The sequence below is a fragment of the Actinomadura sp. BRA 177 genome, from assembly GCF_013372625.1.
Classification (GTDB): Bacteria; Actinomycetota; Actinomycetes; order Streptosporangiales; family Streptosporangiaceae; genus Spirillospora.
Genome location: NZ_JABXFD010000193.1, coordinates 1 through 12234 on the forward strand (window position 1 = coordinate 1; position 12234 = coordinate 12234).

The following is a 12234-nucleotide window of genomic DNA, read 5'->3' on the forward strand; positions in this document are numbered from 1 at the left end:
AGATGTGTATAGGAGACGGAACCGGGCGGACCGCGGGTGCCGCCGGATCGACGAGCTGACGGCGCGCAGCGGGCCGGCGGCACCCGCGGTCCGCAAGGTGATCCGGCAGCTGAACGCGTCCGCCGCCGCCGGCTGACCGCCCGGCCGTCCCCCGCCAGTGCGGATTCCTACAAGATCCAGGCCCCCCGGTTTGTATCGGGCGCCAACGGCGGCGGGGACGGCGCCCCCCATAGCCTTCTCGGACATGGATCCCGAACGAGTTATCTACCCGCTGATGAAGTACGTCGTCCTCGGGCCCGCGATGCGCGCCGCGTTCCTTCCCCGGGTGAGCGGCCTGCGGCACGTCCCGCGGCTCGGCCCGGTGATCCTCGCCGCGAACCATCTGGCGTTCCTCGACTCGTTCGTCCTGCCGCTGATCGTGCCGCGCCGGGTCCACTTCCTCGGCAAGTACGAGTACTTCACCGGGGCGGGGGTGAAGGGCCGCGCCACGGCGACGTTCTTCCGCAGCGTCGGCGCGATCGCGGTCGACCGGTCCGGCGGGCGGGCGGCGCTGGACGCGCTCGACACCTCGGCGGCGGTGCTGGAGCGCGGCGGCGTGTTCGCGATCCACCCGGAGGGCACCCGCTCCCCCGACGGGCGGCTCTACCGGGGCCGGACGGGCGTGGCGCGGCTGGCGATGCGGACCGGCGCGCCCGTCGTCCCGGTCGCGATCCTCGGCACCGACCGGGTGCAGCCGCGCGGGCAGGCCGTCCCGAAGCCGGGCCGGATCGGGCTGCGCATCGGCCCGCCGATGGACTTCCGCGGACGCGGCGACGGCGTCCCGCGCGGGAAGGCGGCGCGGCAGGTCACCGACGAGATCATGGAGGCGATCCAGGGGCTGTCGGGCCAGGAGTATGTGGACGACTACGCGCCCCGGCCCGCCGAGGCGGAGTGACCGAAGGCCGTCCGGCCCGGGTTTGAGCGTGACCGAAAGGGCACGATTCAGGGGGACGGACGGAGATGATGTGGAAATCAGCCTGGACCTCCAGCTTCCGCGGGACGCCGCGAGCGTCCCGGCGACACGGAGGCTCCTGGACGCGGCGCTCGCCGCGCTCGGGGTCGAGGACCACATCCGCGACGACATCGAGATGATGCTCACCGAGGCGTGCACCAACGTGATCAAGCACGCCGAGCACGGCGCCGACTACACGGTGCGGGCCACCATCCAGGACCGCCGCTGCGTGATCAAGGTGATCGACTCGGGCGCCGGGTTCGACGCCGAGCGGGTGCCGCGGCCGGAGCCGTCCGCCGAGCACGGCCGCGGCCTGCTGATCATGCGGTCGCTGGCGGACGACGTGCGGTTCCGCTCGTTCCCCGAGGACGGTGCGCTGGTCTCCCTGGAGAAGCGGCTGAGCTACGGGGAGGACAGCCTCGGCGGGCTGCTCACCGCGGACAGCCGGGTTCCGGTCATGACCGGAACCGACCCGGAGGCGGCGGACTTCGCGGCCAGGCTGTTCGAGCTGGCGCGGACCGGCGAGACCCGGCGGCTCGTCGACTACGTCGAGGCCGGGGTGCCGGTGAACCTGTGCACCGACCGGGGCGACACGCTGCTCATGCTCGCCGCCTACCACGGCCACCCGCAGACGGTCCGGGCCCTCGCGGCGCGCGGCGCCGACCCCGAGCGGGCGAACGACCGCGGCCAGCGGCCCCTCGCGGGCGCGGTGTTCAAGAAGGAGGCGGGGGTGGTGCGGGCCATGCTGGACGCGGGCGCCGACCCGCGGGCGGGGTCGCCGTCCGCCGCCGACACGGCGCGGATGTTCGGCAACACCGAGTTCCTCGCCTGGTTCGACGAGGCGGCTCCCCCGCCCGCCTGACTCACCGCGGGACGCGCAGCACGAGCACCGCGACCACTAGCGCCGCGACAGCGAACCCGGCGCCGGTCGCGAACGCCGCCTCCATGCCGTGGACGATGTCCCGGCCGGACGAGACGGAACCGTAGACGGTGACCATGACCGCCGAGCCCAGCGACCCGCCCGACCACAGCATCGTCTGCGCCACCCCGGACGCGGCGCCCGACTGCTCGGGCTCCACGCTGGCCAGGATCGTCGCGTTCAGCGGCAGGATCGCCAGCCCGCCGCCCGCGCCCATCAGCATGAACGGGACGAGCAGCCCGGCGGCGTAGCCGTCCCCCGGGGAGAGCCGCGACAGCCACAGCAGGCCGCCGGCGAGCAGGACCGTGCCCGCGACGATCAGCGGCCGGGCGCCGGCGCGCGACATCAGGCGCGGCGCCAGCCGGACGACGGCGAACTGCATTCCCACCATCGGCAGGAACGCCGCGCCGGCGCGCAGCGGCCCGTAGTGCAGGACCTGCTGCAGGTACTGGGTGAGGAAGAAGAACGCGCCGAACATCCCCGCCGTCAGGCACAGCTGGACGAGGTAGGAGGCGGCGCGGTCGCGTCCGGTCAGCAGCCACAGCGGCATGACCGGCTGCCGGACGACCCTCTCGATCGCGACGAACGCGGTCAGTAGGACGGCGGCGAGCCCGAACGCGGCGAGCGCCCGCCCGTCGTCCCAGCCGTCCGATCCGGCCCTGATCAGCGCGTAGACGAGCGCGGTCATGCCGAGCGTGGAGGCGACCGCGCCGCCGGCGTCGAACCGGCCGGGGCGGCGCTCGGTCTCCGCGAGGACGCGCGGCGCGACCAGCAGCAGGACGAGGCCGAACGGAACGTTGACGAAGAACACCAACCGCCAGGATCCGGCCTCGGTCAGCACGCCGCCGGCGAGCATGCCGATCGCCGCGCCCGCGCCGGTCACCGCGGAGAAGACGCTCAGCGCGCGGACGCGGGCGGGGCCCTGGAAGTTCACGGCGATCAGCGCCATCGCGCTGGGCGCGGCGACGGCGGCGGCGACGCCCTGGGCGGCGCGGGCGGCGAGCAGCCACCAGCCCGCGTCCGCGAACCCGCCGCATAAGGACGCGGCGGTGAACAGCGCGACCCCGGCGGTGAACGTGCGGCGGCGGCCGAACACGTCCCCGGCGCGCCCGCCGAGGAGCAGCAGGCCGCCGAACGCGAGCATGTAGGCGTTCTGGATCCAGGCGAGGCCCCCGGTGGACAGGCCGAGCCCGTCCTTGATCTCCGGGAGCGCGATGGTGACGATGGAGCTGTCCAGGCCGATCATGAGCTGGCAGCCGACGATGACGGCGAGGACGGTTCCTGGGCGATGATGGGAGGCGGCGGCCCCACCCGGAGCGGTGAACTCCGGGGCTGCGGCCGTCCGCTCGTTGGACGCGGTCAAAGGCGGGACCTTCCCGGGATTTAAGGAACGGCGACGTACACTATGTGGGGAACGTACCACCGATGCGCGCGAAAGAGAACGCTAGCGTTCACTATTTTGGGGAGTGCGGCGTGACCCCGGCCACCCGCCGCCGCGGCGGCGACCTGGAGGCGGCGATCTTCGACGCGGTGTTCGCCCAGCTGGAGGCCGTGGGGTACGCCAGGCTGACCATGGAAGGGGTCGCGGCCGCCGCCCGCACCGGCAAGGCCGCCCTCTACCGGCGGTGGAAGTCCAAGGACGAGCTGATCACCGACGCGCTCAAGCACGTCCTGCCCGAGCCGCCGACCGCGCCGCGCACCGGCAAGGTCCGCGAGGACCTGCTCACCATCCTCACCTGCACGCGGGACACGCTCGTGGCCTGCCGGGGCGCCGCGTTCAAGGTGCTGAAGGAGGAGTCGGACGACGGCAAGGGCATCGTGCACGAGGTCGTCCACGACCGGCTGTCCGCGCCCGTCCGGGAACTGCTGTACGAGGCGCTGGTGGCGGCCGCCGAGCGCGGCGAGATCCGGCCCGGGGCGGCGACCCGGCAGGTCGCGAACGTCGGCCCGGCCGTGATCGTCTACTTCAACCTCGTCGAGGGCGGCCCCCTCGACGACGCCTACGTGGCCTCGGTCGTGGACGAGGTGATGATGCCGCTCGTCCGGCCGTGACGGGTCAGAGGGCCAGTTCGTCCTTGCGGGGGACGCCGTTCGTGCGGGCCTGCTCGTCCATGACCACGCGGTGGTGCCAGTAGGGCGGCGCGATGCCCGCCTCGCGGATCGCCCGGTGCAGGCGCTTCAGGTACTCGTGCTTGATGCGGAACTGGTCGCCGAACTCGCTGGACCGCAGGATCACGTGGAACCCGACGGTGGCGTCGTTGAAGTCGTCGAAACGCACGAAGATGTCGGTGTCGGCGACACCGCCCTGGACGTCCTTCATGACCTCGTGGCCGACCTGGATGAGGAGCTCCTCGAACTCGTCGAGGTCGACCTCGTAGGCCACCTTCGCGTACACCAGCACCGACATGTCCTGCGCGGGCCGGTGGTAGTTGGTGAGGATCGTGTCCGAGAACCGCTGGTTCGGGATGACCTCGATGTTGTCCGACAGCGTCCGGATGGAGGTGTTGCGCCAGTTGATGTCGACGACGTACCCCTCCTGGCCGGTGGCCAGCTTGATGTAGTCGCCGGGCTCGATCGTCTTGGACGCGAGGACGTGCACGCCCGCGAACAGGTTGGCGAGCGTGTCCTGCAGGGCCAGCGCGACCGCGAGACCGCCGACGCCCAACGCGCCCAGCAGCGGCGTGATCGACACGCCGATGCTCTGCAGCATCACCAGGACGCCGATGCCGAGCACGATCACCCGGGTGATGTTCGCGAAGATCGTGACGTTCGCGGCGACGCCCTGCCGGGCCAGCGCGATCGAGGTCACCGACGCCGCGATCAGCCGGGCCAGCGCCAGCGACACCACCAGGATCGTCACCGCCGTCAGCACCTTGGCGATCACGTCCAGGGTGCCGCGCGGCAGCTCCAGCACCTTCGCCGCCGTCCACAGGCCGAGCAGCACCGACAGCGGCATCGCCAGGTCCCGGATGAGGCGGGCGGCGAGGTCGTCCCACGCCCAGCGGGTGTCCCCCGCGCGGCGCGTCAGCCGGCTGGTCAGCAGCCGCAGGAGGACGGCGATCGACAGCGCGACCGCCATCACGACGGCGGCGGCGATGACGCGCGTCCAGCTCAGGTCGCCCAGGTCACCCATGACGCGTAAACCACTCCCTCCGCGGGCCGTCGCGGCCCGCAAGATCCCGATTTGCCGTGTTACGCGTCCTCGATCGTAGTGAAGACCCGGAGTGCTGCGAGGCAGATCACGCAGGTGTGGCTCCGGGTTCGGCCGACCTGGCCGTTACGATCGGCCAGGTGGTAGGCGTGGGAATGATGCGCCGGCTGGGGGTCACGGCGCTCGGACTGCGGAACGGCCCCCACCGGGTGACGGTCGAGCGCGATCTCGCCGTCCCCGCCGCCGACGGCGTGGAGCTGCTGGCCGACCGGTACGCCCCGGTGGACGTCGACAAGGCGCCCACCGTGCTCGTCCGCTCCCCCTACGGCCGGCGCGGGCCGTTCGGCCTCATGTGCGGGCAGGCGTTCGCGTCGCACGGGTTCCAGGCCGTGGTGCAGAGCGTCCGCGGCGGGTTCGGGTCCGGCGGCGTCTTCGAGGCCCTGGACGAGCGGGAGGACGGGCTCGCCACCATCGAGTGGCTGAAATCACAGCCGTGGTTCGGCGGCACGTTCGCCATGCACGGCCCCAGCTACCTCGGCTACGTCCAGTGGGCCGTCGCCGCCGAGGCGGGGCCCGAGCTGAAGGCACTGTCGATGCAGGTCACCGCCTCGACGTTCCGGGACGCCGTCAATGTCGGCGGCACCTTCGCGCTCGAATCGGCGCTCATCTGGGTCGACCTGACCGCGCGGATGAAGAACTCCCTGTCCGGCATCACGACGGGCATCATGTCGCCGCGCCGGGCCCGCCGCGCCACCCTCTCCGGACGTCCGCTGGAAGAACTCGACCGGCTCGCGACGGGCGCGCAGCAGCGCTTCTTCCAGGAACTCCTCGTCAATGGCCCCGACACGCCGTTCTGGGACAAGCGCGACTTCAGCCCCGCCGTGTCGGAGGTCACCGCGCCGGTGAACATGACGGGCGGCTGGTACGACATCTTCCTGCCGTGGCAGATGAAGGACTACGCGGCCCTGCGCGCCGCCGGCCGCCGCCCCTACCTGACGATCGGCCCCTGGTTCCACGCCGACCAGCGCATGATGCGCGGCTCGGTCGCCGACTCCGTCGCCTGGTTCCGCGCGCACCTCCTGGACGACCCGTCCGACCTGCGCGAACAGCCCGTCCGGCTGTACATCACCGGCGCGGACGAGTGGCGCGAGTTCCCCGACTGGCCCGTCCCCGGCATGCGCGAGGAACGCTGGCACCTGCACCCCGCCGGCGCCCTCTCCCCCGACGCGCCGCCCGAATCCGACCCCGACACCTACCGCTACGACCCGAATCACCCGACGCCGTTCCTCGGCGGGCCCACCCTGCTCGGCGAGACCCGCCCGTCCACCGACCAGAAGCGCCTGGAACGCCGCCGGGACGTCCTCGCCTACACCTCCGCCGTCCTGGACGAGGACGTGGAGATCATCGGCCCGGTAACCGCCGACCTGCACATCCGCTCGGACCGCGACCACACCGACTTCGTCGTCCGCCTCTGCGACGTGACCCCCGACGGCGAATCCCTCAATCTCTGCGAGGGCATGCGCCGCCTGGTCCCCGGCACGCCACCGGCCGACGCCGACGGCATCCGCCACGTCGCCGTGGAACTCTGGCCCGCCGGCCACCGCTTCCGCGCCGGCCACCGCATCCGCGTCCAGGTGGCGAGTGGCGCCTACCCCCGCGTGGCCCGCAACCCGGGCACCGGCGCCCCCATAGGCACCGCCACCGAAATGCTCACCGCCGACCAGGAGATCTTCCACGACCCGACCCACCCCTCGACCATCAACCTCCCCGTCGTCCGCCTAACGGACGCGGAGGGCTTGGAGTAGGGCGAGGGCGGGTCTCACGCGATGTCACCGACGTTCTTGGGCGGAACCTAGCAGCGCGGTGATCGACTGCGGGGTCCAGGCTCCTCGGGCGCCGGGGCGGGCGGCCAGGTAGGAGGCGGCGCGGGCCACGGGCCAGCTGTGAGCCTCGCGCAGGCCGTTGCCGAGCATCGTGAGGTACGGCGCGGTGGGCGCGTTTGGGCTGGCCGGGTGCGGTGAGGTGAAAGTGAGCATGGGGTGGCCGGCCCGTTCGCCCACCTTGAGAACGGTCTCGTAGCGGCCGGGACCGAGGCGCTGGCGGCCTCGGGCCAGGGCCTCGGAGAGGTCGTGGTCGGCGCCGGCGTCGCGGCGCATCTCCTGGGAGAGGACGTCGCAGAACTGGCGGCGGGTGAGGAGGTAGGCGCGGGCGGCGGCGCGGCCCGGCAGGTCCGGGTCGTAGAAGGCCATCCCGCCGCCCCAGGTCAGGGAGGTGTGCGCGAAGTAGATGCCGCCGGGGACCGTGATCGACTGCTCGGCGCGGGGCGGGCGGGGATCGCGGCAGCCGGTGTGGTGCCGGGTGCTCCCGCGCGGGGTGCCGCCGGCGAGATAGCAGTGGAATCTTTCACGGAAGAGGTTTGAGCCGTAGGCCACGTACCAGATCGGATCGTCGCTCATTCGAACCAGTATTACCGCAGGTCGCGGGTGGTTTGATGGGGCCCTGGCGGGCCGGATGGCGTTTCGCCGGGTTTGACGGCCGGTGCCACCGGATATGAAACTGATCGAGCAGGTGTCTACGACGCAGATACCTCCGTGCTTCCCCTGTGTTGTCCCGGAGGATTCGTCATGCACCGCACGCTTAACATCGCTCTCGTGTCCGCCTCCGACCTTGACGGCGAACACCTGCAGTCCGTCCACGTCCGGGATCTCGCTCGTTCGCTCACTCGTCCCCTTGCCACGGACGGGGAGCCGAACCAGGTCACGGTTTACACCCGGCGGCAGGACAAGTCCGCCCGCGGCCGTGTCCGGCTCGCCCCGGGCGCCACCCTGGTCCATCTTGACGCCGGGCCAGCCCGCCCGCTGTCGGATGAGGAGCTGCTGCAGCACATCCGCGACTTCGCGGACGGGCTGCGCCGCCGCTGGACGGGTGCCGGACGTCCCGACATCGTCCACGCGCACGGCTGGATCGGCGGGCTCGCCGCCTGCGCCGTGGCGCGTGAGCTGGGCATTCCGTTCGCGCAGAGCTACCACGGCGTGGCCGCGTCCGACCGCCGCGCCGGGCGCCGGGTGCACCCGCACCGCGACCGCCTGGAGAAGGCCATCGGACGGGACGCCGACATCGTCCTCGCCGGGCACGCGGAGGAGGCCGGCCAGGTCGTGCGGATGGGCGTGCCGCGCCCGTCGGTCTCGGTCGTCCCCTACGGCGTGGACGGCGAGCACTTCGCGCAGGTCGGCCCCGCGCTGCCGCACGGCGACCGGCGCCGCCTCGTGATGATCTGCGACGACCTGGAGACAGGCGACGTCGCGACCGCGCTGCGCGCCCTCGTGCACGTCCCGGACGCCGAGCTGGCCGTCGCCGGCGGCCCCGACCGCGAGGACCTGGAGAGCGACCAGGGCGTCCACCGGCTGCGCCTGCTCGCCAAGGAGCTGCACGTCGCCGACCGGGTGATCTTCCTGGGGCGGCTGCCGCACAAGAACCTGCCGAAGCTGCTGCGGACGGCGAGCCTGGTGCTCTGCCTGGCGCCGCACGAGCCGTGCCCGTCGGTGCCGCTGGAGGCGATGGCCTGCGGCGTGCCCGTCGTCGCGACCCCGGCCGGCGGGAACGCCGACGAGGTCCTCGACCACATCACCGGGCTGCACGTCCCGGCGGGGCGGCCGGTCGTCATCGGCCGGGCGGTCCGGCACCTGCTGGCCGAGGACACCACGCTCCACGGCTACTCGATCGCAGCCGCCGACCGCGCCCGCTCCCGCTACTCGCTGGAGCGCATCGCCGCCGAGACGCTGCGCGCCTACCTGAAGGTGCTGCCCGTTCCCGAGCCCGAGCCGGAGCCCGAGCCGGCGGCGGAGGACGCGGCGGAGCGCGAAGCCGAAAGGACCCCCGCCCTGGTCGGCTGACACGCACCGCCCCTGCGGGCCCTGGATCCCTCCCCGGATCCGGGGCCCGTCACGTTGTGCCCGGTGGATGCTCAGCCCGGGTCCTCGCTGGATCCGGGCCCGTGCACTTTGCGCCCGGTGGATGCTCAGCCCGGGTCGTCGCTGGATCCGGGGCCGTGCATGGTGCGGCCGGTGGGATACTCGGCGGAATGGGCAGGGTGCTGATCGGGCGGGCGGCGGAGCTCGCGGAGCTGACCGCCGCGCTGGAGCGGGCGGCCGCCGGGGCCGCCGGCGCCGTGCAGGTCAGCGGCGACGCGGGCGTCGGCAAGTCGCACCTGGTGGCCGCGCTGACCCGGGCCGCGCGCGCCGAGGGCGGCGCGGTGCTCGTCGGGCAGTGCGCGGAGCTGGGCGAGAGCATGCCGTACCTGCCGCTCGCGGACGCGCTGTGGACGGCCGCGCAGGCCGACGCCCCCGAGGCGGACGAGGTGCGCGCCGCGCTCGACGCCCGTCCCGTGCTGCGGCGCCTGCTGCCGGACGGCGACGGCGGTCCGGGCGCGGCGTCCGAGCTGGGCCAGCAGCAGCTCTTCGGCGCGGTGCTGGGGCTGCTCGGCGAGCTGGGGCGGGACCGGCCCGTCCTGCTCGTCCTGGAGGACCTGCACTGGGCCGACCGCTCGACCCGGCATCTGCTGACGTTCCTGTGCCGCGTCCTGCAGCGCGAGCGGGTCTGCCTCGTCGGCACGTACCGGTCGGACGACCTGCACCGGCGGCATCCGCTGCGGCCGGTCGTGGCGGAGCTGCTGCGGCTGCCGAACGTGACCGGCGTGGAGGTGCCGCCGTTCGGCCCCGGCGAGACCGCCGAGTATCTGGCGGAGCTGTCGCGCGGGGCGGCGCCGGTGACGGCGGAAGTCGTGGACCGGGTGCACCGGCGGTCGGAGGGCAACCCCTTCTACGCCGGCGAGTTGTACTCGGCGGACCCGGTGCTGCGGGACGAGCCGGCGGAGCTGCCGTCCGGGCTCGCCGACCTGCTGCTGTCGCGGGCGGAGCGACTGTCGGACGCCGGGCAGCGGGTGGTGCGGGTCGCGGCGGTGGCGGGGCGCCGCGTGGACGACGAGCTGGTGCGCCGCGTGTCCGGGCTGGACGAGGCGGCGGTCGGCGAGGCGCTGCGCGAGGTCGTGTCGCACCAGCTGCTCGTCCCGTCCGGGACCGGGTACACGTTCCGGCACGCGCTGCTGCGCGAGGCCGTCTACGCCGACCTGCTGCCGGGCGAGCGGACCCGGCTGCACGCCGACTTCGCGCGCCTCCTCACGGACCTGCCGGACGGGACGCGGGGGTCGGCGGCGGAGCTGGCCCACCACAGCCTCGCCGCGCACGACCTGCCGGCCGCGTTCGCCGCGTCGGTCCGGGCGGGCCGGGAGGCCGACCGGCTGGGCGCGCCCGCCGAGGCGTTCGAGCACTACGAGCGGGCGCTGGAGCTGTGGGAGGCCGTGCCCGGCCCGCAGGAGGCCGCCGGCATCGACCGGATGTGGCTGTCGCTGACCGCCGCGAAGGCGTCCGCGCGGGCCGGGGAGCTGCGGCGGGCCGTGCACCGGCTGCGCCGCCTGCTGGAGGTCGCCGACCCCGGCGACGTCGCGCTCGGCTCCACCATCCGCGAGCATCTCGCCGCCTTCCTCGGCGACATCGACGAGGACGCGGAGTCGCAGGCCGTGGCGCGGGAGGCGGTCACGATGCTGCCCGCCGACCCGCCGACGCAGGAGCGCGCCTACGCCCTCGCCACCTACGCCCGGACGCTCCTCTACCGGGACGCCGACGGCGAACTCCCCGCGCTGGCCGAGCAGGCGGTCGGGGAGGCGCGCGCCGCCGGGGCCGTCGGCGCCGAGTCGAGCCTGCTGGTCACGCTCGGCCTGTACCGGGAGTCGCGGGAGGCCGACACCGGCGTCGCGGAGGTGTTCGCCAAGGCCCGCGACCTGGCCGCCGCGAACGACGAGACGTCGATGAGCGCGATGCGGGCCGCGTTCCACTACGCGCGGACGAAGTTCGACCGCGGCGATCTCGCGGGCGCGATCCGCGCCGCAGACGAGGGCGTGAAGTTCGCCCTCGACAACGGGCTGGGCTGGAGCACGTACGGGACGGTGCTGCGCTCGCTGCGCTACCTCGTCCACTACACGACGGGGAACTGGACGGAGGCGAACCGGCTGGCGGACGGCTTCGCCGTCCAGGTCGTCCGGCCGTACGAGGCGCAGGTGTCGGCGTACGCGCTGTTCGTCGACGTCGCGCAGGGCAACCCCGGCGTGGACGAGCGGCTGCGGTGGATCACGCCGCTGCTGGATCAGGACGCGCTCCTCAACTACATCGCGCGGGGGCTCGCCGCCGAGCACGCCCTGTGGCGGGGCGACCCCGGCGCCGCGATCGAGCATGTCCAGGACGTCCTCCACGGCCTCTACGCCGACACGGTCGGCGCGATCCGGATCGCCGCGACCGGGCTGTGGGCGCAGGCCGACCTCGCGGCGAGGGCGCGCGCGGCCGGTGACGACGCGGCGGCGCGGTCGGCGGCGGAGGCGGGCGACGAGCTGCTGCGGGTGGCCAGGGCGGTCGTCGCGGTCACCTCCGACGGGCAGCCGCGCACGTGGCTCGGTCTCGAAGGCGCCGCGTGGCTGGCCCGCGCGGAGGCGGAGCGGCGGCGCGTCGGCGGCGTCCACGACGTGGACCTGTGGCGGAAGACCGCCGACCTGTTCACCTACGGCGACCCGGACGGCGGCTTCGTCTACGAGGTGGCCCGCTCCCGCTGGCGCCTGGCCGAGGCCCTCGCCGAGCACGGCGACCGGGAAGAGGCGGCGGCCCAGTGGCGCTCTGCCGTGGAGATCGCCGAACGCCTGGCCGCGAAACCCCTCCTGTCGGCCCTACGCGACCTCGGCACCCGCGCCCGCCTGAGCGCCGCCCGCCCGAAATCCGCCCTGGCCGGCCCGCTCGCGTCCCTCACCGGACGTGAACGCGAGGTCCTGAAACTCGTCGCCGAGGGGCTGGGCAACCGGGAGATCGCGGCGACGCTGTTCATCTCCCCGAAGACGGCGAGCGTCCATGTCTCCAACATCCTCGCCAAGCTGAACGTCACCTCCCGCACCCAGGCCGCCGCCGTAGCCCACCGCGAAGGAATATGAATCTTGCGTCGGGGTGCCGGTACTACATTCGCAGATCTTGAAACTGTTGGGTTGGCCGGCCCGTTGATCATGGGTGACTTCCCCTATCACCTACGATCAGGTCGTGTCGTGGGACGAGGCGCTGGCAGAGTTGACCGGCAGGGTGG

9 protein-coding genes are annotated in these 12234 nt (G+C 73.4%); 6 read left to right on the top strand and 3 right to left on the bottom strand.

What is annotated here, in order from left to right; all coding sequences use genetic code 11:
• Positions 1 to 244 precede the first annotated feature (244 nt).
• Positions 245 to 934, top strand: coding sequence for a 1-acyl-sn-glycerol-3-phosphate acyltransferase (locus HUX53_RS06705; RefSeq protein WP_176402292.1), 690 nt, complete (start codon positions 245 to 247; stop codon positions 932 to 934).
• 70 nt (positions 935 to 1004) lie between these two features.
• The gene (locus HUX53_RS42440) at positions 1005 to 1853 is read left to right on the top strand and encodes an ATP-binding protein (protein ID WP_309237085.1); all 849 of its coding nucleotides are present in this window, start codon (positions 1005 to 1007) and stop codon (positions 1851 to 1853) included.
• Between the two features lies 1 nt (position 1854).
• On the opposite strand, the gene HUX53_RS06720 is transcribed toward HUX53_RS42440, so the two are convergent.
• The gene (locus HUX53_RS06720) at positions 1855 to 3273 is read right to left on the bottom strand and encodes an MFS transporter (protein WP_255204999.1); all 1419 of its coding nucleotides are present in this window, start codon (positions 3271 to 3273) and stop codon (positions 1855 to 1857) included.
• A gap of 110 nt (positions 3274 to 3383) precedes the next feature.
• Between HUX53_RS06720 and HUX53_RS06725 the strand changes: the two genes are divergently transcribed.
• Positions 3384 to 3962, top strand: coding sequence for a TetR-like C-terminal domain-containing protein (locus HUX53_RS06725; protein WP_309237086.1), 579 nt, complete (start codon positions 3384 to 3386; stop codon positions 3960 to 3962).
• Positions 3963 to 3966: 4 nt separating this feature from the next.
• Here HUX53_RS06725 and HUX53_RS06730 read toward each other — a convergent pair whose 3' ends face one another.
• Positions 3967 to 5043, bottom strand: a complete 1077-nt coding sequence (locus tag HUX53_RS06730; protein ID WP_176402294.1) for a mechanosensitive ion channel family protein — start codon at positions 5041 to 5043, stop codon at positions 3967 to 3969.
• Positions 5044 to 5216: 173 nt separating this feature from the next.
• Between HUX53_RS06730 and HUX53_RS06735 the strand changes: the two genes are divergently transcribed.
• Entirely contained in the window at positions 5217 to 6866 is a 1650-nt protein-coding gene (locus tag HUX53_RS06735; RefSeq protein WP_176402300.1) for a CocE/NonD family hydrolase, read from the top strand.
• Between the two features lie 24 nt (positions 6867 to 6890).
• Here HUX53_RS06735 and HUX53_RS06740 read toward each other — a convergent pair whose 3' ends face one another.
• Positions 6891 to 7517 carry a histone deacetylase gene (locus HUX53_RS06740; RefSeq protein WP_176402295.1) on the bottom strand — a complete coding sequence of 209 codons (627 nt, stop codon included), beginning with the start codon at positions 7515 to 7517 and terminating at the stop codon, positions 6891 to 6893.
• A gap of 168 nt (positions 7518 to 7685) precedes the next feature.
• On the opposite strand from HUX53_RS06740, the gene HUX53_RS06745 reads away from it, so the two are divergent.
• Together HUX53_RS06745 and HUX53_RS06750 are read left to right on the top strand one after the other, a co-directional pair.
• On the top strand, positions 7686 to 8954 hold the full coding sequence (locus HUX53_RS06745; RefSeq protein WP_176402296.1) for a glycosyltransferase: 1269 nt from the start codon (positions 7686 to 7688) through the stop codon (positions 8952 to 8954).
• Between the two features lie 188 nt (positions 8955 to 9142).
• On the top strand, positions 9143 to 12088 hold the full coding sequence (locus HUX53_RS06750; protein ID WP_176402297.1) for a helix-turn-helix transcriptional regulator: 2946 nt from the start codon (positions 9143 to 9145) through the stop codon (positions 12086 to 12088).
• Positions 12089 to 12234: the final 146 nt, after the last annotated feature.

Bases quoted from the DNA above. Each gene is read 5' to 3' on its own strand.
- HUX53_RS06735 (WP_176402300.1), top strand. From the start codon at position 5,217: ATGATGCGCCGGCTGGGGGTCACGGCGCTCGGACTGCGGAACGGCCCC.
- HUX53_RS06730 (WP_176402294.1), bottom strand. From the start codon at position 5,043: ATGGGTGACCTGGGCGACCTGAGCTGGACGCGCGTCATCGCCGCCGCC.
- HUX53_RS06740 (WP_176402295.1), bottom strand. From the start codon at position 7,517: ATGAGCGACGATCCGATCTGGTACGTGGCCTACGGCTCAAACCTCTTC.
- HUX53_RS06745 (WP_176402296.1), top strand. From the start codon at position 7,686: ATGCACCGCACGCTTAACATCGCTCTCGTGTCCGCCTCCGACCTTGAC.
- HUX53_RS06705 (WP_176402292.1), top strand. From the start codon at position 245: ATGGATCCCGAACGAGTTATCTACCCGCTGATGAAGTACGTCGTCCTC.
- HUX53_RS06750 (WP_176402297.1), top strand. From the start codon at position 9,143: ATGGGCAGGGTGCTGATCGGGCGGGCGGCGGAGCTCGCGGAGCTGACC.